Raw genomic sequence first — 20,278 nt, 5'->3', positions numbered from 1 at the left:
GAGGGAGACGACATGACCACCACCGTCCGCACCCGCGTCGCCATCATCGGCGCCGGCCCCGCCGGCCTCCTCCTGTCGCACCTGCTGGGCAGGGCCGGCATCGACTCGATCGTGATCGACGCGCGCACGCGCGACCAGATCGAGAACACGATCCGCGCCGGCATCCTCGAAGAGGGGACGGTCGACGTGCTGATCGACTCGGGTGTGACCGCGCCGTCCCGGGTCGAGGGACACCGTCACGACGGCATCGAGCTGCGGTTCGCCGGGGCCGGGCACCGCATCGACTTCAAGAACCTCGTCGGGCGCGGCGTCTGGCTCTATCCGCAGCACGAGGCGCTGCGCGACCTCATCGCCGCCCGACTGGCCGACGGCCAGGACCTCCGCTTCGGCGTCACCGCCGACCGCGTCGAGGGTGCCGACACCGACCGGCCCCGGGTCGTCGCCACCGACTCCGACGGCGCCGCCCTCGAGATCGAGGCGGACTTCGTCGTCGGCGCCGACGGCTCGCACAGCGTCGCGCGCCAGGCGGTCAGCGGATCGCGCGCCGGCTACTTCCGCGAGTACCCGTTCGCCTGGTTCGGCATCCTCTGCGAGGCCCCGCCCAGCGCGGAAGAGCTCATCTACAGCAACTCACCCGACGGCTTCGCCCTCATCAGCCAGCGCAGCGAGACGGTGCAGCGCATGTACTTCCAGTGCGATCCGGATGCCGACCCCGACGCGCTCTCCGAGGAGCAGCTGTGGGTCGAGCTGCAGAAGCGCGTGCCGGGGACCACCCTGAATGAGGGACCGATCTTCCAGCGCGATGTGCTGCGTTTCCGCAGCTTCGTCGCGCACGAGCTGCTGCACGGCCGGGTGGCCCTCATCGGCGATGCCGCGCACACCGTGCCGCCCACCGGCGCGAAGGGCATGAACCTCGCGGTGGCCGACGTGGTCATCCTCGAGAAGGCGCTGCGCGCACTGCTGCTCGAAGGCGACGAGCGACTCATCGAGGCGTTCCCCGAGACCGCGTCGCACCGCATCTGGAAGGCGCAGCACTTCTCCTGGTGGATGACGAGCATGCTGCACGTCGCCCCGGACGCCTCCGACTTCGACCGGCTGCGCCAGCTCGGCGAGCTGCGCTCGGTGGTGGAGTCCGAAGCCGGCAGCCGCTGGCTCGCCGAGGCGTACACCGGCTGGCCGCTGGAGGGCCTCGCGTAGCGTCCCGCCCGCGCGCCTCCCGCTCGCAGGGACTCCCCTTGGCCGAGCCCGGGTCGTGGGATAGTGTCCGGTGCTCGTGACAGACGACACCGCGGGGCGCAGATCCGATCTGATCCTGCTGCTGATCGCGGTCTGCCTCGTCGCCGCGAACATGCGGCCGACGATCACCGCGCTCGGGCCCCTGCTCGATCAGATCGGCGCCGACACGGGCATGTCCGTGTCGGCGCTCGGAGTGCTCGCGGCCGTGCCGCTGGTGGCGTGGGCCCTGTTCTCGCCGCTCACCCACACGCTGAGCAGGCGCTGGGGACAGCAGCGCGTGCTCCTGGTCTCGCTGCTGGTGCTGCTGGCCGGGACCCTCGTGCGGTCGCTGCCCGGGCCCCTGGTGAGCCTGTGGCTGGGCACCGCCCTGATCGGCATGGCCCTGGCCATCGTCAACGTGCTCATGCCCGCGGTCGTCAAGCGCGACTTCCCCGGTCATGTGGCCGGCATGACGGCCCTGTACACGGCGCTGCTGGCAGGCTTCGGCGCGATCTCATCGGGTGTTGCGGTGCCGATCTCGCACATCGAGGTGGGAGGCGAGCCCGGCGGGTGGCGGTTCGCGCTGCTGGTGACCGGAGGCATCCTCCTGCCCTTCGCCATCGTCGCCTGGTGGTGGACGCAGCGCGGACCTGCGCGCCGCCACGTGCGTGCGGCGGGGCACCGCGGACGCACCGGCATCTGGACCGACCCCGTCGCCTGGCTGGTCGCCGCGTACATGGGTCTGCAGTCGGCGATGTTCTACATGCTCGTGACGTGGCTGGCGGCGATCTCGATGTCGACCGGACGCTCGGAGGTGGTCGCCGGCATCGACGTCATGGTGTACCAGCTCTTCTCGCTCGCAGGGTCCGTCCTGCTGCCCCTCATCCTGCGGGGGCGCGTGGAGCGGCTCGCCCCGGCGCTGATCCCGGTGCTGGCGGTCGTCGGCGTCGTCGGGCTCATGGCCGCGCCGGCCGCAGTCCTCGGCTGGGTCCCGCTGCTGGGCCTGTCGTCGGGCGCCAGCCTCGGCATGTCGCTGACGCTCATGGCCCAGCGCGCGCGCGATCACGACGCCGCGTCGGCGCTGTCGGGCATGTCGCAGTCCGTCGGCTATGCGGTCGCCGCCGTCGGCCCGGTGCTGTTCGGGTGGCTGCACAGCCTCACCGGCGGATGGGCGCTGCCGCTCGCCGTGCTGCTGGCGATGAACGTCGGGCTGTCGCTGGTCGGGGTCTTCGCCGGTCGCGACCGGTACGTCCTGGACGGCCGGTGACAGTCCGTCCGCGGATCAGCCCGGAGCGGAGTCCAGCGCCGACAGGGTGCTGAGCATCGCCTTCAGCCGGGCCCGGTCGCGCGCGTCCAATGCCGCGAAGCATTCACGCTCGGCCCGCTGGGTGGCCTCGCGTGCGTGGCGGAAGACCTTCCGGCCCTGCTCGGTGGGCGCCACGACGTTGACGCGCCGATCGTTCTGAGCAGGTTCGCGGGTGGCCAGGCCCGCGTTCTCGAGCTCGTCGATGAGCGAGACGATCTGGCTGGGGTCGAGGCGCAGGAAATCCGACAGCTCGCGCTGGGTGGGCCGCACGCCCTCCACCGCGATCGCCAGGACGGAGTAGGAGCGCACCTTGAGCCCGTACGGCTCGAGTGCGGCATTGGCGGCCGACAGGCTGAGGGCGTTGGCCCGCGCCAGCAGGAACGCGGTGTCCTTGCCCACGACGGTGTTCCACAGGCGTGAGACGCCGCCATCTGCGCGGTCCGTCATCGTCGACGAGGTCGTGTTCCGCATGCGCCCATGCTAACGGACTCATAGGATCTTTTAACCATTGACTTTCTCAATGAATTGAGGTTCTATATGAGTCGACGCGAAGGAGCACACATGTCATTGGACGGCAAGGTCGCCATCGTCACGGGTTCGGGCCGAGGCCTGGGCCTGGCGTATGCACAGGAGCTGGCTCGCCAGGGCGCGGCGGTCGTGGTGAACGACGTCGACGCCAACACCGCCGACGAGGCGGTCGCGAGCATCGAAGCGGCCGGCGGGCGCGCGGTCGCCGTCGTCGCCCCGGTGGGGTCGACCGAGACGGCGAAGCAGCTGGTGCAGACCGCCGTGGACACGTTCGGGCGGCTCGACATCCTCGTCACCAACGCGGGCGTGCTGCGCGACACCGTGCTGTGGAAGATGAGCGACGAGGACTTCGACCTCGTCATCGACGTGCACCTGCGCGGCACCTTCACCTGCGTGCGCGCGGCGGCGACGTACATGCGCGAGAACCAGATCGCGGGCCGGATCATCACGATCGGCTCGCCGACCGGACAGCGCGGCAACTTCGGCCAGACCAACTACGCGGCCGCGAAGGCCGGGATCGTGGGCATGGTGCGCACCTGGGCCCTCGAGCTGAAGAAGGCCGGCATCACCGCCAATGCGGTCATCCCGGTCGCAGCGACCGCGATGACCGCCACCGTGCCGTACTTCGCGGCCGCGGTCGAGGCCGACGCCAAGGGCGAGCCGATGCCTGCGTTCTTCCGCCACGACCTCGGCTTCGGAAACGCCGCTGACGTCGCCGGCCTCATCGCCTACCTCGCCTCCGACGCGGCCGCCGACGTCACCGGGCAGGCCATCGGCGTGGGCGGCGACCGCCTGCAGGTGTGGTCGCACCCCGAGCCCGTCGTCACCGCCTACCACGACGGCGGATGGTCGTACGAAGCGCTCCAGGAGGAGTTCCCCGGCGTGTATCAGGCCCAGAGCGTCGGCGAGAAGTTCCCGCCGCTCCCGGAAGAGCTGCAGCGCTAGGACACTCCGATATGAGCCGTTACGAGCCGGCGATCGACCTCGCCGCGATCACCGCCATCGATGTGCACGTGCACATCGAGGTGGGTGCGCACGGCGAGGCGTCGCTGCCCGAGGACCTGGTCGCGGCCACCGCGAAGTACTTCAGCACCGACGGGCCCAACCCAGACCTCGACGGCGTCGCCGCGTACTACCGCGAGCGCCGCATGGCGGCGGTGGTGTTCAGCGTCGACGCCGAGACGCAGCTCGGCCACCCCGCCATCTCGAGCGCCGAGATCGCCGAAGGCGCCGCCCGGAACAGCGATGTGCTGATCCCGTTCGGCTCCGTCGATCCGCGCAAGGCCGACGCCGTCGAGCGCATCCGGCGCCTCATCGAGGAGAACGGGGTGCGCGGGTTCAAGTTCCACCCGACCGTGCAGGGCTTCGACCCGAGCGATGAGAAGCACTATCCCCTGTACGAGGCGCTGCAGGATGCGGGAGTGGTGGCACTGTTCCACACCGGCCAGACGGGGATCGGCGCCGGCATGCGCGGCGGCCGCGGCTTCCGCCTCGCGCTGTCGAACCCGATGCTGCTCGACGGTGTCGCCGCCGACTTCCCCGACCTGCAGATCATCATGGCCCACCCCTCGGTGCCGTGGCAGGAGGAGGCGCTCAGCGTGGCGACGCACAAGCACAACACCTGGATCGACCTGTCCGGGTGGAGCCCGAAGTACTTCCCGAAGGAGCTCGTCCGGTACGCCAACTCGGTGATCAAGGACCGCGTGCTCTTCGGCTCGGACTTCCCGCTGATCACCCCCGACCGCTGGATGCGCGACGCCGAGGCCGCCGAGCTGTTCAAGCCGCAGGTGCTGCCCGGCATCCTCAAGGACAACGCCGCCCGTCTCCTCGGGCTGGACAACGCTGAAACACGCTGAAACAAGGAGAGACATGACCGCGACCGTCGCATACGAAGACCTGCCCACCCTCGTCGGCACCGAGTTCGGCCCGTCCCGCTGGATCGAGGTGACCCAGGACCAGGTGAACATGTTCGCCGACGCCACCGAAGACCACCAGTGGATCCACACCGACCCCGAGCGGGCGAAGGACGGCCCCTTCGGCGGCCCCATCGCGCACGGCTTCCTCACGCTGTCGCTGCTCATCCCGCTGTGGGTCGACCTGCTGGACGTGCAGGGGGTCACCACCAAGGTCAACTACGGCCTCGACAAGGTGCGCTTCGTCTCGCCGGTGCCGGTCGGGTCGCGCGTCCGCGCGACGGCGGCGATCGCCGAGGTGACCGAGGTCAAGGGTGGCTGGCAGCTCACCGTCGACGTCACCATCGAGACCGAGGGCGGCACCAAGCCTGCCGTCGTGGCCCGCAGCCTTCAGCGCTTCTACGCGTGACCCGCGCGGAGAGTCCGCTACCCGACACAACTGAAGATCACAACTGAACACGCACCACCCGAATAATCACACCAACGCAGTCACAAGGGAGTACTGAAATGATGCGCAAGCGTCTTACGGGCATCGCCGCGCTCGCCGCGACGGCCGCCCTCGCCCTCACCGCATGCTCGTCCGGATCGCTGTCCGGCGACGAGACCACGCCCCCGGACAACGGCAACGGCTCGACCGAGCTGACCAAGGTCACGGTCGGCCTGCTGCCGATCGCGCCGGCCGCCGCCGTGCAGTTCGGCATCGACGAGGGCATCTTCGAGAAGCACGGCCTCGACGTCGAGGTCCAGATCGGCCAGGGCGGGGCGGCGCTGCTGCCCGCGGTCTCCAGCCAGTCGATCGAGTTCGCCGTCGGCAACCCGCTGTCGGTGCTCGTGGCCGCCAGCCAGGGCCTCGAGATGCAGATCATCGCCGGCTACTCCGCCATCACCGACCCGGCGCCGTCGGGCATCGTGGTGATGGAGGACTCCGGCATCACCACCTGGAAGGATCTCGAGGGCAAGACCGTCGCCCTCAACGCGATCAACACCCAGGGCGACCTCGGCACCATGGGCTGGGTCGAGAAGGACGGCGGGAACCCGGCCAACGTCGAGTTCACCGAGATCGCCTTCCCCGACCAGCTCGCGCAGCTCGAGCAGGGCAACATCGACGCGTCGTGGATCCCCGAGCCGTTCCTCAGCGCCGCTCTCGCCACCGAGGGCGTGACGTGGCTGGGCGACCCGCTCACGATCATCCCCGACCTGTACACGATGGTCACCTTCACCTCGACCGCCTACGCGGACGCCAACCCGGAGGTCGTCGACGCGTTCGCCGCCGCGATCACCGAGTCGACCGAGCTGGCGATGACCGATGAGGCCGCCTACCGCGCCTCGATCGTCGAGTTCACCGGCATGCCCGCCGACGTCGTGGAGAACATCCGCCTCGAGAAGCTGTCGGGCACGCTCGACCGCAGCATCATCGAGGAGCTGAGCGCCCTCGCGCTGAAGTACAAGTTCATCGAGAACGAGCCCGACCTCGACGCCGTCATCCGGCAGTGAGTCCACGGGGGCGGTGCCTTCGCGCACCGCCCCCACCCCCCTTTCCGTGTTCCTGGAGAATCTGAGAGGCCCGACGACATGCAGAACCAGGGCATCGGCACGTGGGTGCAGCGCCGGCGCGAGCGGTCGCGCACGGACATCGCGCTGGTCTTCCGCGACCAGTCCATCACCTACGGCGAGCTCGCCGATCGCATCGACCGTCTCGCGTCCGCCCTCGCGGACCGCGGGGTCAGTGCCGGTGACCGCGTCGCCTACCTCGGCAACAACCACCCGTCATTCCTCGAGACGCTGTTCGCGTGCGGAATCCTCGGCGCGATCTTCGTCCCGCTGAACACACGCCTGGCCCCGCCGGAGATCGAGTTCATGCTCGAGGACTCCGGTGCGACGACCCTCGTCACGCAGGAGGAGCTCACCGACCTCGCCCGTGCGGGCGCCTGGTCGACCGGCGTGACCCGCCGCATCAACGTGGGCGGCCCGCCGGCGACCCACCATGAGCAGTACGAGGCCGTCCTCGCCTCCGCGACCGGGAGCGGGCCCAAGGTCGCCGTCGAGCTCGACGATCCGGCCATCATCCTCTACACCTCCGGCACCACCGGACGCCCCAAGGGCGCGGTGCTGACCCACGGCAACCTCACCTGGAACTGCTTCAACGCCCTCGTCGACTACGGCATCACCGCGAAGGAGCGGGTGCTGCTGATCTCGCCCATGTTCCACGTCGCATCGCTGAGCATGGGCGCACTGCCCGTGCTGCTGCAGGGCGGCCTGGTCATCCTGCACGAGAAGTTCGACCCGGGCGCGGTCCTGACCACGGTCGAGGCCGACCGCGTCACGATGCTCTCCGGTGTGCCCACGACCTTCCAGATGCTGCAGGAGCACCCGGACTTCGCCAGCACCGACATCAGCAGCCTCGAGCACCTCACCTGCGGCGGCTCGACGATGCCCGAGCGGATGCTCCAGGCGTATGAGGAGCGCGGGCTCGCGTTCTCGTGCGGCTACGGCATGACCGAGACGTCGCCCGGCGCCACCGCGATGCCCCCGCAGATGAGCCTGAAGAAGATGGGCTCGTCCGGGATCGCGCACTTCTTCACCGACGTCAAGATCGTCGACGAGCAGGGCGAGACCCTGCCCCCCGGCGAGATCGGGGAGATCTGGGTCCGCGGACCCAACGTCATCAAGGAGTACTGGCGCCGCCCCGACGCGACCGCGGAGGCCATCGTGGACGGCTGGTTCCGGTCGGGCGACCTCGGCCACTTCGACGAGGACGGCTACATCTACGTCTCGGACCGGCTCAAGGACATGATCATCTCCGGCGGCGAGAACATCTACTCCGCCGAGGTCGAGGCGATCATCATGGAGCTGGCCCCGATCGCGGCCGTCGCCCTCATCGGCGTGCCCGACGACCGATGGGGCGAGGTGCCCTGGGCCATCGTGAACCTCAAGCCCGGCGCCGAGCTGAGCGCCGAGGAGATCCTCGACCACTTGCGCGGCCGGCTGGCGAAGTACAAGATCCCCAAGAAGGTGGAGTTCATCGATGAATTGCCGCGCACAGCCAGCGGGAAGGTCCGCAAGGCGGAGCTGCGCAAGCGATACGGGATGCCTGCAGGCAGCTGAGGGCGAGGACTGATCTCATGACAATCACCAATCCGCCCGGCGACGAGACCATCACGCGGACCGTCGCCGTCGCACGGGCCCGGTCGCGCCGTCGGCGGTTCCGGCCGCGGCGCGCGATCCTGGGCACGGCGGGCATCGTCATCCTCCTGCTCATCTGGCAGATCGCGGCGATGACCGGGATCGTCGACCCGCGCTTCCTCCCGCCGCCGACGGAGGTCATCCCCCGGCTGTTCGAGATCTTCGGCGTCGCGGAGTTCTGGGTCGCCGTGTGGGACACGATCGTCTCGTGGGGCCTGGGCCTTCTCATCGCGCTGGTCCTGGGCTGCACGCTGGGCATCATCATCGGGCTGTCCCCGTTCCTGCGGCGCGCGACCAACTCGACGATCGAGTTCCTGCGGCCGGTGCCGTCGGTGGCCCTGATCCCCCTGGCGACCCTGCTGTTCGGCGCACGCATCGAATCCGCGCTGCTGCTGATCGTCTACGCGGCGTTCTGGCAGATCCTGATCCAGGTGCTGTACGGCGTCGCCGACGTCGACAAGATCGCCATGTCGACCGGCCGCAGCTATGGGTTCTCGTCATGGCAGCGGGTGCGCGACATCGTCTTCCCGACGACGCTGCCGTACCTCATGACCGGCGTCCGGCTCGCCGCCGCGGTGGCGCTGATCCTCGCCGTGACCGCTCAGCTGATCATCGGCACGCCGGGCCTGGGGCTGGAGATCGCCCTCGCGCAGAACGCCGGCCTGTACAGCACGATGTACGCCCTGATCCTCGCGACCGGCCTCCTGGGTGTGCTCATCAACTTCGGGGCGCGGGGCGTGGAACGCCTGCTGCTGTCGTGGCACCAGTCGGTCCGAGAGGACGTGGCCTGATGAAGAAGACGCTCATCGCCATCGCGTACACCCTCGGGCTGCCCGCGATCCTGGTCTTCCTGTGGTGGCTCGGCTCGACCCTGTCGCCCAGCTTCTTCGTGCCCACGCCGGGCGAGCTCATCGTCACCTTCTTCGAGACGTGGTTCGGACCGCGCCTGTGGATCGACGTGCTCCCCAGCATCCTGCGGTTCGGGATCGGCGTGATCATCGCGATCGTGCTCGGCATCCTCCTCGGGATCGTGATCGGTCTGAACCGCGACCTGCGCGCGCTCACCGAGCCGGCGTTCGAATTCTTCCGCGCCCTGCCGCCGCCGGTGCTGATGCCCGTGCTGCTGCTGCTGTTCGGGCGCACCGACGCCATGCGCATCGGCATCATCGTCCTCGCGGCGATCTGGCCGGTGCTGCTGAACACGATCGAAGGCGTCCGCGCGGCCGACCCCGTCCAGAACGAGACGAGCCGGTCGTACGGCATCCAGGGCTTCGCCCGGGTGCGCTACCAGGTGCTCCCGTCCGCCCTTCCCCAGATCCTCGCCGGCGTGCGCCAGTGCCTGCCGATCGGGCTGATCCTCATGGTCATCTCCGAGATGTTCGCCGCATCCTCGGGTCTGGGCTTCACCATCATCCAGTTCCAGCGCACGTTCGCGATCCCCGAGATGTGGTCGGGCATCCTCGTGCTGGGGCTGATCGGCTATGGCGTCGCGGCCGTGTTCCGCTTCTTCGAGCGACGCCTCCTGCGCTGGTACATCGGACTGAAGGACATCGAGAATGCTGCCTGAGAACTCCTCCGCCCCGCTCCAGACCGTTTCGCACGGTCGCACGCTTCCGCCCGAGGACACGCTGCTCTCGGTGCGCGGCCTGCAGAAGATCTACGAGACCGACGGCGGGCCGATCGAGGCCGTGCGCGATCTCACCTTCGACCTCGGCAAGAACGAGCTGACGTGCCTGGTCGGTCCGTCGGGCTCGGGCAAGACGACCCTGCTCAAATGCATCGCGGGCCTGCTCGCGCCCACGAGCGGCGAGATCGTGCTCGACGGGCACAAGATCACGTCACCGCCGAAGAACATGGCCGTGGTGTTCCAGGAGTACGGCCGGTCGCTGTTCCCGTGGCTGCGTGTCGCCGAGAACGTCGAGCTGCCGCTGAAGAACCGCGGCGTCTCGAAGGAGAAGCGCACCCAGCTGGTCGCCGAGGCGCTCGACAACGTCGGTCTCGCACATGTGCCGCGGTCGTACCCGTGGCAGCTCTCCGGCGGCATGCAACAGCGCGTCGCCATCGCGCGCGCCATCGCCTACCAGCCCGAGGTGCTGCTCATGGACGAGCCGTTCGCGGCCGTCGACGCGCAGACCCGGGCAGACCTCGAAGACCTCGTGCGCAAGGTGCGCGAGGAGCTCGGGATCTCGGTGCTGTTCGTGACGCACGACATCGACGAGTCGGTGTACCTCGGCAACCGGGTGATCATGCTCTCGAGCTCGCCCACCGTCGTGCAGGAGGACCTGATCGTCGACCTTCCCGACGAGCGCGACCAGCTCGAGACGCGCTCGTCGGCGCGGTTCACCGAGCTGCGCCACCACGTCTACGAACAGATCCAGCTCGCCAAGAAGGGTTTCCGCCCTGACGCCGCGATCGCACAGTGACGCCGTCCCGGTGACCGGAGGCGCCCGCCCGGCGCAGCCGGGCAGACGGATCAGCCCAGGACTCATGGTGGTCCTGGGCTATCTGTCGATGGCCGGTTCGCTGTCGACCGATCTGTACCTGCCCGCCTTCCCCGACATGGCGGCCGACTTCGGGGTCGGCGCGTCGGCCATCCAGCTCACCCTGACCTCGCTGCTGATCGGTGCGGCGATCGGCCAGCTCACGATCGGGTCGATCTCCGACGCGCTCGGCAGGCGCAGGACGCTCATCGCAGGCCTGGTCCTGTTCGTCGCCTGCTGCTACCTCGCCTCCGCGAGTCCGTCGCTGGAGGTCCTGATCCTCGTCCGCGCCGTGCAGGGGTTCGCCGGCGCCGCCGGCACCGTCCTGGGCCGCGCGATCATCTCCGACCTCGCCGAGCGCGACCAGGCGGTGCGCGCCTTCAGCACGCTCTTCGCGATGATCGCGCTGGGCCCCGCCCTCGCCAACCCGCTGGGCGCCTGGCTGACCCAGCTGGGCGGCTGGCGGGCGGCGCTGCTGGGGCTGGGCGTCCTTGCGACGGGGATGCTGGCGGCGGCCCTGTTCCTCGTGCCCGAGAGCCTGCCCCCCGACCGCCGGCACCCGTTCCGGCTGTCGGTGCTGGCGCGCAACGCGGGGGCGCTGCTGCGCCATCGCGTGTACATGCTCTACGCGATCTCGTTCGCCACCGGTTACGCGTCCCTGCTCACCTATCTGAGCTCGTCCTCGTTCATCGTGCAGGACGTGCTGGGCCTGACCCCGATCGGCTACTCGCTCACGTTCTCTCTGAGCGCCGTGGCGATCATGACCGGATCGTGGGTCACCGGCCGGCTGGCGCACATCCTCGGCGCCCACCGCACACTCACGCTGGCGCAGTCGGTGATGATCGTGGCGGCGGCCGCGGGCGTCCTCATCGTCGCGCTGGGTGCGCTCACCCTCACGAGCTACCTGATCCTCGTCTGCGTGTTCGCCGTGGCCTGCGGGTCGACCATGGGCACCGCCTCGGCGCTGGCCGTGGGCCTTTCCGGACGCACCGCCGGGACGGGGTCGGCGCTGCTGGGCTTCATCCAGTACGTCGTGGGCGCCGCCGCCGCGCCGCTGGGCGGGATCCTCGGGACCCAGACGGCCATGCCCGCGGTGACCATGATGCTCGTCTTCGCCGCCCTCGCCCTGATCAGCGCGCTGCTGGCGGCCGCGATGCAGGCGCGGACCCCGCCTACGATCGAGCCATGAGCGCCGCCACGCCGGACCCTGTCTTCACCCCCGACCCGGACTGGGTGCCCCAGCATCCGAACCCATCGAAGTCGGCGTTCACCCCGCCGCCGGGCGCGGTCGACTCCAATGTGCACGTGTTCGGTCCCGGCGACCGGTTCCCGTACGCGCCCGAGCGCAGATACACGCCCGTCGACGCGTCCGCCGACGACCTGTTCGCCCTGCACCGGCTGCTGGGCATCGAGCGCACCGTCATCGTGCAGGGCACCGCGCACGGCACCGATCCGCGCGCGCTCGTGGACGCGCTGCGCCGTGCGGAAGGCAGGGCCCGCGGGGTCGCGGCGGTGCGCCCCGACGTCACCGACCGCGAGCTCGACGAGCTGCACGAGGCGGGGGTCCGCGGCATCCGCTTCACGTTCATCGCGCGCCTGGCCGCACCGCTGCCCGACCACGCCTACCGTGCGCTCGCCGCACGCGCGCACGCGCGCGGATGGCACGTGGTCGCCTCGCTCGAGCCTGCCGACCTCGCCGGCCGCGCCGACCTGCTGCGCGAGCTCGCCGCACCGCTGGTGATCGACCACCTCGGGCGGCCGGAGGTCAGCCGGCCCGCCGAGGGGCCCGAGTTCGAACGGCTGCTGCAGCTGCTGCGTGATCGCCCGGACGCCTGGACCAAGATCCACGGCGCCGAGCGCCTGTCCCGCTCCGGTCCGCCGGACTACGCCGACCTCATCCCGTTCGCCCATCGCGTGCTCGAGGAGTTCCCCGATCGGGTCATGTGGGCCAGCGACTGGCCGCATCCGAACATGCGCGATCACATGCCCGACGACGGCGCGCTGGTGGACCTCATCCCCCGCTACGCGCCGACCGCGGACCTGCAGCGGCGTATTCTCGTGCAGAATCCGATTCGGCTGTACTGGCCCGAGGAGCGCTGAGCCTGCTCAGTCGCGTTCGGCGTGCTCCGGCACGGGAGGCATCTGGTAGTTGGGCCGTCCCTGGATGTTCAGCGGGCCCTTCCACGGCACCTGGTCGAATGCGGTCCAGGCGTTCACGTGCAGTGACTGGAACAGCCAGCGGCCTTCCTTCTTGGTGAGGTGGTCTTGACGGGTGCCGATCCCGAAGACGAAGTTGTTGCGATAGTCCACATTGAACTGGAGGATCTGGAAGAAGAGCTTGACATCGACCTCGCCCTCCTCCTCACGCTCGGTGAACAGCTTGGTGTTCTGAATGTGCTGGCGGCCGTACCACCACGACTGGCGGTCGGTCCACAGCGAGCGGAAGTTGGCGATGATCGCCTCGTGCCCCTGCACCTTCCCCTGCCACAGATGGTCGAACCAGCCGTCCTGTGCGAAGGTGCTCAGCACGAGCTCCTCGTCGGCGAGGTCGATCCCCCACGCGTAGCGTGAATAGAGATCCTCGATCTCGAAACGGTCCTCCGCGGTCAGTTTCCACTGTGCCATCTGCGGCTCCTTGCTCTGGTGTTGGCTATCGGTCTTCGAACTTGTCGTCGAGGATGTCCGCCGGCTCGCCGTGCTGGATCAGCAGCGCCTTGCGGCGCACGAACCGCATGATCGAGTCGGGGCCCGTGCGGCCCCCGCCCAGCCCGGAGACGCCGAACGAATTGGTACCCACCGTGCGGCCCTTGCCCGACATGAGGAAGGTGTCCTGAATGAAGATCGTCCCCGCGTTCAGCCGCTGCCCGATCGCGACCGCCTCGTCCTCGCTCCCGGCGATGACGGATGCGGTGAGCCCGTACTCGGTGTCGTTGGCGAGGGCGACCGCCTCGTCGATGTCGCGGTACGGCATCACCGGAAGGCATGGCCCGAATGTCTCCTCCACCATGATGCGCATCGAGTGGTCGACTCCGGTGAGCACGGTCGGGCGCATGTACAGCCCCCCGGAGTGCTCCTCGACGACGCCACCGGTCAGCACCCGGGCCCCCTTGGCGACGGCGTCTTCGACGTGGGCGCGGACGGCGACGGGCTGGGGTTCGAAGGTGAACGGGCCGATGTGGCCGGCCTTCGGGTTGTCGTGGTTGAGGTGGACCAGTTCGGCCTTTCGCACGAGCTCGCGGACGAACTCGTCGTGGATCGCTTCGTGGACGTAGACGCGCTCGATCGAGAAGCACACCATTCCGGTCGCGTAGCAGCCTCCTCGCAAGACGGCGGTGGTCGCCCGCTCGATGTCGGCCGACTCGGTGACGATCACAGGATCCTTGCCGCCCAGCTCGAGGTAGCAGGGAATGAGGCGCTCAGCACATGCCACGGCGATCTTGCGGCCGGTCGCGACACTGCCGGTGAAGCAGATGATATCCGCGCTGTGGACCACGGCCTGGCCGGTGACGCCGTCGCCGAGCACATAGTCGAACACGCCGGCCAGCTCGGGCACACGGCGCACCGATTCGAAGAAGAGCTCCACGAACCGGGGGGTCACCTCGGACGGCTTCCACAGGACTGCCGATCCCGCGCAGAGAGCGGGGATCGCGTCGAACATCGCCAGCATCGTCGGCGCGTTCCACGGGGAGATCACCCCGACGAGCGGGTAGGGCACCAGCTGCGAGCGCACCTCGACGGTGGGCATCGTGACGGCGGTGCGGTGCACGAGGGCATCCGACAGCGACTGCTCCGCATCCGCAATCCATCCGTTCAGCGTCTCCAACGTGATGAATCCCTGCACGAAGGACGTGTGCGTACCGCCGGTGTCGACCGCCTCGAGCTCGCCGAACTGCTTCGCGATCTTGGCGAATTCGGCGGACCACCGGCGCATCACGTCCAGTCGCTCTCCGATGCCCGCGGCAGCCCACGCCGCCTGATTGCGGCGGAGGGCAGCGGCCTTGCGCGCGACCTCTTCGTCGTCGGCGACGATGATCTCGTAGTCGGTCTCGCCGGTGCGAGGGTTGCGCACGGGCAGCGTGCGAGCGGTCATCTCGTTCTTCCTCTCCCGCGGGCGCGCAAGGTGCACGGCAGCAAGCCGATGAGCCCATTCTCGCGACGGCGTCGGCGCCCGCGTATCGCGTGGACGACAGCGCGCGAGATCGCGAATGGTGCCGACGACAGCGCGTAGACTGGAGGCCCATGGATTGGGTGCGACAACTGACGCCTGCGGGCGGCGTGTGGAGCGAAACGGAGCTGCGCGAACGGGCGCTCAGCGCACCCGAACTCCTCGATCGGGCGATCGATCTCATCGGGGTCTCGGCGACGGCATGGGCGGTCGAAGTCGCCGCCCGCGCTGCGGAGCAGATCACCGAGATGGAGCGAGCAGGCGGGTTTCCCACCGCCTCCTCGGGTCAGGTCCGACAGGCGAGCGAGGTCGCCTTCCTGCGTCTGCTCATGGCGATCGTCGCAGGCTCCGGTCACGAGGAATACAGCACCCTGACCGAGGACCTGCTGGGGATCGTGCGGCTCGGAGTGCGGCGCGGCCTCCCCTTGGACGTGCTGCTCAACCGGGTCTGGGCCATCCACTCGGTCACGCGCGACCAGCTGATCGCGGATCTCCAGCACATCGTGCCGGAGCAGCAGCATGCGGCGGTGACACGCCAGGCGAGCACCGCGATGCTCGACTATGCGAAGTCCCACGCCTACCGGGTCGCGATCGCGTACGAGGAGGAGCAGCGCGCCTGGCGCGGCTGGCGCACCGAGAACCAGCGGCGCGCGATCAACGCGGTCGTCGAAGGGGCGGATGCCCCTGATCCGGACACCGACCCGCTGGACGTGCACTGGAGCGGCGGACACGCCTACGCGGTCGCATGGTTCACCGAGAAGTCATGGATCCCGGACGCGGAGGTCGCGATCGCGGATTTCGCCCACTCGGTCGCCGACGAGCTCGGGGCCGAGCGCGTCATCATCCTCGAACACGAGCGTGCGACGCAGCTGTGGTGGAACAGCCCCGTCTCCCTGTCGGAGGAAGCCGCCGCCCGCATCGCCGGCGCACGACGCCCGGAGTGGCTGCGACTGGCCGTCGGACCGCACGGCGATGGGGTCGAAGGCTTCCGCGACAGCGTGCGGGGAGCGCTGTTGACGGAGCGCATGGCACGCCTGCCGGATGCCGCCGACTGGCCCGTCTGGCGCTTCGACGAGACCGGTCACCTCGCGCTGCTCGCGGCGGACCGGGACACGGCGGCATGGTTCGTCCGGCACGAACTCGGCGCGCTCGGCGGACCTGGGGTCCGCCTCGCCGAGATGCGAGACACCGTGCGCCGCTACCTCGCCAGCGGCAACAGCCGCGTGCTGGTCGCAAAGGAGCTGCACCTGGCGCCGAACACGGTCGCGTACCGGGTCGGCAAGGCCAATGAGCTGCTGGGTCGTCCGGTGGCGGATCGCGCCCACCAGGTGCTGTTGGCGCTGCAGGCGGCACACGCGCTGCCCGGCCTGCTGCAGTCCGCCGCTATCGGCCGGGACGCACCGCGGGGATGACCTCGGTGTCGAAGAGGTCGACCGAGCGCAGGGCATCGTCACGGGAGAGCGTTCCCCACGCGAACGATCCGGCGATGTAGTCGACGCCGGTGGCCTCGATGACATCACTCACCTGTGCGGCGACAGACGACGGCGAGCCGATGAACACCAGGTGCTGGTCGACGAGTGCTCGCAGGTCCGGCTGCGGCGGCTGCGGTGTGCCGTGCTTGCGCCAGAGCCAGGTGAAATTGTCATAGTGCGCGGCGAACGCGGCCTCGGCGACCTCGTACGCGCGCTCGTCGGTGTCGGCGACGACGACGTGGCGCAGGATTCCGAACAGCGGAGGCCGCTTTCCAGGCCGCACCGCCTCCGACACCTCGACGAAGAGGTCGCGGTGCTCGCGGATGACCGCGATGTCGGGCGACTTGAAGGCGAATCCGAAGATCGTGTTCTGACCGTTCTCGGCCGTCATCCGGATCGACTCGGGGTTCGAGGTGGGGTACCAGACCGGAATCGGGCGATCCGGCGTGATGGTCAGTTCCACCGGTGCGCCGCCGCCCGGGGGCACGAACACACCTGTGGCGAGCGCGTCGAGGACGGCCGGCGTGTACGCCTGATACCGCGCGCCCATCGTGTCGCGGTCGAACCCGAACATGGTGGCTTCGTGCGGGGATGACCCCTTGCCGATCCCGATCTCGAGTCGACCGTGCGAGAGGTGGTCGATCATCGCGATCTCCTCCACGAGCCGCAGCGGATCGTAGAGGGGCACGATGAACGTGGTCGGAACGAGCCGAAGACGCTTCGTCTCCCGCGCAAGCGCCGCCGCGAACAGACCTGGCGACGCGGCCAGCCCCAGGGTCGCCCCGTGGTGCTCGGCGACGTGGAAGCGCGTGAAGTTCCCTTCGTCGGCGCGCCGCGCCACGGCGATCCGATCCTCATAGGTGTCCGCGATGCTGCGCCCCGCGTGCACGTCCACCCAGTCGAAGACTCCGAACTCGACGTCAGCCATTCATCAACCCCGTTCCTCCGCGTCCACCGGCGGACCCACGACGTCAACGCTACGGTCACCGTCGCGGACGGTGTTCGTCACCGACGCCAGATTCCGGGCCCGGGTTGGTCACTGCGCACAATGGCCGGCCGCCTGCGCTCAGGCATCCTGGAGGAGGACGAAGGAGGAGAGTCGATGCGCGACGCATCTGGCTGGATCCGCGCGCTCGCACCCTCGGGACCGTCGTGGTCCCCCGTCGAGCTGGCTCGACGACGTGCCGCGGACGCGGCGACCATCGGGGCCGCCGTGGATGCGATCGGGCCCAACGCGGTGGCATGGGCCGTGGAGACGGCCGATCGGATCACCCGCCGCTTCGAGGAAGACGGTGAGCTGCTCGGACTCCCCACCGCCTCCACGGGGTTCTCCCGCCAGGGTGCGGAGGAGGGCCTGCTCGTGGCCCTGGTGGCGCTGGCGCGGGAGTGGACTCCGGAGACGATCCAGGGCTCCCCCGCGATGGCGGGGATCGCTCAGCGAGCGGTGCGCCAGGGCGTGCCGATCGACGCGCTCGTCCACAAGGCCTGGGCGTCCCACGCGGCATCGCAGGAGGAGATGCTCGCGATGATCGAGCGGCTGGTTCCCCCGGATCAGCAGATCTCCGCGGTCCGCGCGATGAGCACGGCGATGTTCGCCTACGGGAACGCGACCGTCAGGGCGCTCACCGAGGCGTACCGCCGCGAGCGACGGCAGTGGGACGGTCGCACACGCCAGGCCCGACGCCGTGTGATCACCGACCTCGCCCGTGGGGCTGCCGTCCCGGTGGATGCCGAGGCCATCCTGGGCCTGTCACTGTCGAGCACGCATTGCTTCGCCCTCGCGTTCAGCACCGGCGGAAGGCATATCCCGAGGCTCGAGGATGCGCTCGACGCCTTCGCCCGCCGAGCCGCCGACGCCCTCAGTGCGGACCGCGTGCTCGTCCTCCCTCACGACGCAGCCGTACAGCTGTGGTGGACCCTGCCCGCGATGCCGGAGGAGGATGTCGCGGGGATTCTGCGGCGAGTCGGGCCGCCGGCGGGAGTGAGCATCGGGGTGGGACCGCTCGGCGCGGGTGTCACAGGATTCCGCGACGCCTACCACGGTGCTCACGACGCCGCCCGCGTGGGACGCACGGCCGACGTCGACGATGTCTGGGACTACGACGCTGTCGCCCACCTCGCGCTGCTGCTCGCCGACCGGGCTGCGGCGCGCCGGTTCGCCCGTCACGAGCTGGGCGGTCTGCTCGCGGAGGATGATCGCATCGCCGACATCCGCCTCACCCTCCGCCGGTATCTGGAGACCGGCAACAGCCGTGTCGCGGTCGCCGCCGAGCTGCACATCGCACCGAGCACCGTCGCGTACCGGGTCGCGCAGGCCCAGGAGATGCTCGGTCCTGCGATGAAGGATCGACCCGTGCAGCTGCTGATGGCGCTCCAGCTCGTCCAGCTCATGCCGGACCTCGTGCACTGACCTTCAGATCAGCGCACGAGGATCCCGCACTACGATCTGACGGCGTTCGAAACCTGATCCAGCGGCACGAACGACCCGTGGAACGAGAACGACTGACGATACGGCAGCAGCACGCGAGCGAGCGGATCCGCCTGGATGTTCTTCGCATCGAGGACCCACACCTCCGCACGGTTCTCGGCCATGTAGTTCACCATCGACAGCAGCCATCCGTCCCCCTCGGGGGCATCGGCTGAGCGCGGCACGAACATCGGCTCCTGTGCGACCACTCCCGGAGGGAGCTCGTGCACGTGCACCTGGCGGTTGTCCCAGTCCAGTGACGCGAGGCCGCGGTCGTGGCGGAAGTAGCCCCAGCGGTAGCGGTCCATCTGGAATCTTCCGTCGTTGCGGGGCATCTCTCCGACCGAGCCCGGCACCGCGTACTGCTTGGGCGCCGCGCCGTCCTCCGAGAGATCGAACTCCAGACGCGTGATCTGGGCGATGCCGTCTTCGACGGCGGTGAGCTCGCCGATGGTGGTCGGGAAGAACGGGAAGCCGTTGCCGGGAGAGATCGTCGCGTCGACATAGACCTTGTCGCCCTCGGTGAAGGCATTCATGATGTGCCCCGAGAACGTGTTCGGCAGGTGGAACCAGCGGATGTCGTCGACCGTGCCGTCGCGGCGCATGATGCCCCACGCGCTCGGCTTCGACGGGTCGTAGTTGTAGAAGTCGCCGCCCCTCTTCATCCGCTCCTCGTCGACCGTGAGGGGCATGATGTCGAAGATCACATGTTCCCGCGTGACGGCGAAGTCGTGCGACAGCCCGGGGAACGGGCTCTTGAACACCTCCTCGCGGATGAGGTTGCCGTCTTTGTCGGCGACCTGCAGCGCCATGACCGGCTCGATGTACGATCCGTCCGCGAACAGTCCGAAGCCCCACCATTCGCCGGTCACGGGGTCGAGCTTGGGGTGCGCGCACACCGAGATCGACTTGAGCTTTCCGTTGAAGTCCCACTGGTCCCGCGTGTCCAGCGTCTCCGGATCGATCATGTAGGGGTGCGAGTCCTCGCGCAGGGCGAACAGGCGCCCGGCGTGCCAGTGCGCGTAGGTGTTGCCTGTGTTGTCGCGGTCCACCTGCGGAGCCTCGGGATCATCGGTGTACTTGTTCCGGTACTTTCCGTACAGGCGCCGGCGCGCTTCCATCTCGGCGAGCAGGCGCGGCGTGCGCACATAGCGCGACTTGAAATCCACGTGCCCGTCTTCGAAGCGCAGCAGTGAGAACAGGCCGTCCCCGTTGATGATGACGTCGTCCTCGAGAGTCGGGTAGAACCGGTCACCGCCCACCCGGTAGAGGTAGCCGTTGATCTCGCGCGGAACCTCGCCGATGATCTCGGCGTCGTAGAGCTCCGCTTCCAGCCGCGTCGACGGCGACTGCTTCCCTTGGAAGCTGTGCATCTTGTAGAAGGTGCCGGCTAGGGACATGAGTGCTCCTTGGTGTCTCCGCCGGTCCACGACAGGTCCGGCGTGGCCATGCTAGGCATGGCGTTCCCGTCCGTGACACTGCCCGGAAAGCAGGGAACTGCCCGGCGGACTGTCGCCGACGTCAATGGGCGGCAATTGTCCCCTGCGCA

19 protein-coding genes are annotated in these 20,278 nt (G+C 69.1%); 14 read left to right on the top strand and 5 right to left on the bottom strand.

What is annotated here, in order from left to right; genetic code table 11:
• The first annotated feature begins 12 nt into the window (after positions 1 to 12).
• The gene (locus tag ACIWQI_RS06190; RefSeq protein ID WP_396656264.1) at positions 13 to 1,197 is read left to right on the top strand and encodes a 4-hydroxybenzoate 3-monooxygenase; all 1,185 of its coding nucleotides are present in this window, start codon (positions 13 to 15) and stop codon (positions 1,195 to 1,197) included.
• Positions 1,198 to 1,273: 76 nt separating this feature from the next.
• On the top strand, positions 1,274 to 2,482 hold the full coding sequence (locus ACIWQI_RS06185; RefSeq protein ID WP_396656263.1) for an MFS transporter: 1,209 nt from the start codon (positions 1,274 to 1,276) through the stop codon (positions 2,480 to 2,482).
• Between the two features lie 15 nt (positions 2,483 to 2,497).
• Here ACIWQI_RS06185 and ACIWQI_RS06180 read toward each other — a convergent pair whose 3' ends face one another.
• Positions 2,498 to 2,992, bottom strand: coding sequence for a MarR family winged helix-turn-helix transcriptional regulator (locus tag ACIWQI_RS06180; RefSeq protein ID WP_396656262.1), 495 nt, complete (start codon positions 2,990 to 2,992; stop codon positions 2,498 to 2,500).
• Positions 2,993 to 3,082: 90 nt separating this feature from the next.
• On the opposite strand from ACIWQI_RS06180, the gene ACIWQI_RS06175 reads away from it, so the two are divergent.
• From ACIWQI_RS06175 to ACIWQI_RS06130, 10 genes are all read left to right on the top strand, one after another.
• Entirely contained in the window at positions 3,083 to 3,994 is a 912-nt protein-coding gene (locus tag ACIWQI_RS06175; RefSeq protein WP_396656261.1) for an SDR family oxidoreductase, read from the top strand.
• 11 nt (positions 3,995 to 4,005) lie between these two features.
• Positions 4,006 to 4,905: an amidohydrolase family protein gene (locus ACIWQI_RS06170; RefSeq protein WP_396656260.1), complete on the top strand. Its 900-nt coding sequence runs from the start codon at positions 4,006 to 4,008 to the stop codon at positions 4,903 to 4,905.
• Between the two features lie 13 nt (positions 4,906 to 4,918).
• Positions 4,919 to 5,371: a MaoC family dehydratase gene (locus tag ACIWQI_RS06165; protein ID WP_396656259.1), complete on the top strand. Its 453-nt coding sequence runs from the start codon at positions 4,919 to 4,921 to the stop codon at positions 5,369 to 5,371.
• 98 nt (positions 5,372 to 5,469) lie between these two features.
• Positions 5,470 to 6,456 carry an ABC transporter substrate-binding protein gene (locus tag ACIWQI_RS06160; protein WP_396656258.1) on the top strand — a complete coding sequence of 329 codons (987 nt, stop codon included), beginning with the start codon at positions 5,470 to 5,472 and terminating at the stop codon, positions 6,454 to 6,456.
• Between the two features lie 78 nt (positions 6,457 to 6,534).
• Complete coding sequence (gene menE / locus ACIWQI_RS06155) at positions 6,535 to 8,067, top strand: o-succinylbenzoate--CoA ligase (protein WP_396656257.1); 1,533 nt, start codon at positions 6,535 to 6,537, stop codon at positions 8,065 to 8,067.
• A 17-nt stretch (positions 8,068 to 8,084) separates the two neighbouring features.
• Positions 8,085 to 8,936 carry an ABC transporter permease gene (locus ACIWQI_RS06150; RefSeq protein WP_396656256.1) on the top strand — a complete coding sequence of 284 codons (852 nt, stop codon included), beginning with the start codon at positions 8,085 to 8,087 and terminating at the stop codon, positions 8,934 to 8,936.
• Entirely contained in the window at positions 8,936 to 9,712 is a 777-nt protein-coding gene (locus ACIWQI_RS06145) for an ABC transporter permease (RefSeq protein ID WP_396656255.1), read from the top strand. The genes ACIWQI_RS06150 and ACIWQI_RS06145 overlap by 1 nt, the downstream gene beginning before the upstream one ends.
• Positions 9,702 to 10,568, top strand: a complete 867-nt coding sequence (locus tag ACIWQI_RS06140; protein WP_396656254.1) for an ABC transporter ATP-binding protein — start codon at positions 9,702 to 9,704, stop codon at positions 10,566 to 10,568. The genes ACIWQI_RS06145 and ACIWQI_RS06140 overlap by 11 nt, the downstream gene beginning before the upstream one ends.
• 10 nt (positions 10,569 to 10,578) lie before the next feature.
• A complete protein-coding gene (locus ACIWQI_RS06135) occupies positions 10,579 to 11,814 on the top strand; it encodes a multidrug effflux MFS transporter (RefSeq protein WP_396656253.1) in 1,236 nt (411 codons plus the stop codon).
• Positions 11,811 to 12,725 carry an amidohydrolase family protein gene (locus tag ACIWQI_RS06130; protein ID WP_396656252.1) on the top strand — a complete coding sequence of 305 codons (915 nt, stop codon included), beginning with the start codon at positions 11,811 to 11,813 and terminating at the stop codon, positions 12,723 to 12,725. The genes ACIWQI_RS06135 and ACIWQI_RS06130 overlap by 4 nt, the downstream gene beginning before the upstream one ends.
• A 6-nt stretch (positions 12,726 to 12,731) precedes the next feature.
• Here the strand turns inward: ACIWQI_RS06130 and ACIWQI_RS06125 are convergent, their stop codons facing one another.
• A complete protein-coding gene (locus ACIWQI_RS06125; protein WP_396656251.1) occupies positions 12,732 to 13,250 on the bottom strand; it encodes a nuclear transport factor 2 family protein in 519 nt (172 codons plus the stop codon).
• Between the two features lie 25 nt (positions 13,251 to 13,275).
• On the bottom strand, positions 13,276 to 14,715 hold the full coding sequence (locus tag ACIWQI_RS06120) for an aldehyde dehydrogenase family protein (protein ID WP_396656250.1): 1,440 nt from the start codon (positions 14,713 to 14,715) through the stop codon (positions 13,276 to 13,278).
• Between the two features lie 149 nt (positions 14,716 to 14,864).
• Here ACIWQI_RS06120 and ACIWQI_RS06115 point away from each other — a divergent pair, with 149 nt between their 5' ends.
• Positions 14,865 to 16,202 (top strand): helix-turn-helix domain-containing protein, encoded by a 1,338-nt coding sequence (locus ACIWQI_RS06115; protein ID WP_396656249.1) that lies wholly within the window; start codon positions 14,865 to 14,867, stop codon positions 16,200 to 16,202.
• Here the strand turns inward: ACIWQI_RS06115 and ACIWQI_RS06110 are convergent.
• The gene (locus ACIWQI_RS06110; RefSeq protein ID WP_396656248.1) at positions 16,174 to 17,190 is read right to left on the bottom strand and encodes an LLM class flavin-dependent oxidoreductase; all 1,017 of its coding nucleotides are present in this window, start codon (positions 17,188 to 17,190) and stop codon (positions 16,174 to 16,176) included. The genes ACIWQI_RS06115 and ACIWQI_RS06110 overlap by 29 nt on opposite strands.
• Before the next feature lie 174 nt (positions 17,191 to 17,364).
• Between ACIWQI_RS06110 and ACIWQI_RS06105 the strand changes: the two genes are divergently transcribed.
• Positions 17,365 to 18,672 (top strand): PucR family transcriptional regulator, encoded by a 1,308-nt coding sequence (locus ACIWQI_RS06105; protein ID WP_396656247.1) that lies wholly within the window; start codon positions 17,365 to 17,367, stop codon positions 18,670 to 18,672.
• A 29-nt stretch (positions 18,673 to 18,701) separates the two neighbouring features.
• Here the strand turns inward: ACIWQI_RS06105 and ACIWQI_RS06100 are convergent, their stop codons facing one another.
• A complete protein-coding gene (locus ACIWQI_RS06100; RefSeq protein ID WP_396656246.1) occupies positions 18,702 to 20,129 on the bottom strand; it encodes a carotenoid oxygenase family protein in 1,428 nt (475 codons plus the stop codon).
• Positions 20,130 to 20,278: the final 149 nt, after the last annotated feature.

Origin of the sequence: Microbacterium sp. (assembly GCF_044508325.1) — a bacterium.
Lineage (GTDB): Bacteria > Actinomycetota > Actinomycetes > Actinomycetales > Microbacteriaceae > Microbacterium.
Note: the sequence above shows the minus strand (reverse complement) of the source record. Positions and strands in the feature narration are given on the sequence as shown.

Bases quoted from the DNA above. Each gene is read 5' to 3' on its own strand.
- ACIWQI_RS06190 (WP_396656264.1), top strand. From the start codon at position 13: ATGACCACCACCGTCCGCACCCGCGTCGCCATCATCGGCGCCGGCCCC.
- ACIWQI_RS06180 (WP_396656262.1), bottom strand. From the start codon at position 2,992: ATGCGGAACACGACCTCGTCGACGATGACGGACCGCGCAGATGGCGGC.
- ACIWQI_RS06175 (WP_396656261.1), top strand. From the start codon at position 3,083: ATGTCATTGGACGGCAAGGTCGCCATCGTCACGGGTTCGGGCCGAGGC.
- ACIWQI_RS06170 (WP_396656260.1), top strand. From the start codon at position 4,006: ATGAGCCGTTACGAGCCGGCGATCGACCTCGCCGCGATCACCGCCATC.
- ACIWQI_RS06165 (WP_396656259.1), top strand. From the start codon at position 4,919: ATGACCGCGACCGTCGCATACGAAGACCTGCCCACCCTCGTCGGCACC.
- ACIWQI_RS06160 (WP_396656258.1), top strand. From the start codon at position 5,470: ATGATGCGCAAGCGTCTTACGGGCATCGCCGCGCTCGCCGCGACGGCC.
- menE (WP_396656257.1), top strand. From the start codon at position 6,535: ATGCAGAACCAGGGCATCGGCACGTGGGTGCAGCGCCGGCGCGAGCGG.
- ACIWQI_RS06150 (WP_396656256.1), top strand. From the start codon at position 8,085: ATGACAATCACCAATCCGCCCGGCGACGAGACCATCACGCGGACCGTC.
- ACIWQI_RS06145 (WP_396656255.1), top strand. From the start codon at position 8,936: ATGAAGAAGACGCTCATCGCCATCGCGTACACCCTCGGGCTGCCCGCG.
- ACIWQI_RS06140 (WP_396656254.1), top strand. From the start codon at position 9,702: ATGCTGCCTGAGAACTCCTCCGCCCCGCTCCAGACCGTTTCGCACGGT.
- ACIWQI_RS06130 (WP_396656252.1), top strand. From the start codon at position 11,811: ATGAGCGCCGCCACGCCGGACCCTGTCTTCACCCCCGACCCGGACTGG.
- ACIWQI_RS06125 (WP_396656251.1), bottom strand. From the start codon at position 13,250: ATGGCACAGTGGAAACTGACCGCGGAGGACCGTTTCGAGATCGAGGAT.
- ACIWQI_RS06120 (WP_396656250.1), bottom strand. From the start codon at position 14,715: ATGACCGCTCGCACGCTGCCCGTGCGCAACCCTCGCACCGGCGAGACC.
- ACIWQI_RS06115 (WP_396656249.1), top strand. From the start codon at position 14,865: ATGGATTGGGTGCGACAACTGACGCCTGCGGGCGGCGTGTGGAGCGAA.
- ACIWQI_RS06110 (WP_396656248.1), bottom strand. From the start codon at position 17,190: ATGGCTGACGTCGAGTTCGGAGTCTTCGACTGGGTGGACGTGCACGCG.
- ACIWQI_RS06105 (WP_396656247.1), top strand. From the start codon at position 17,365: ATGCGCGACGCATCTGGCTGGATCCGCGCGCTCGCACCCTCGGGACCG.
- ACIWQI_RS06100 (WP_396656246.1), bottom strand. From the start codon at position 20,129: ATGTCCCTAGCCGGCACCTTCTACAAGATGCACAGCTTCCAAGGGAAG.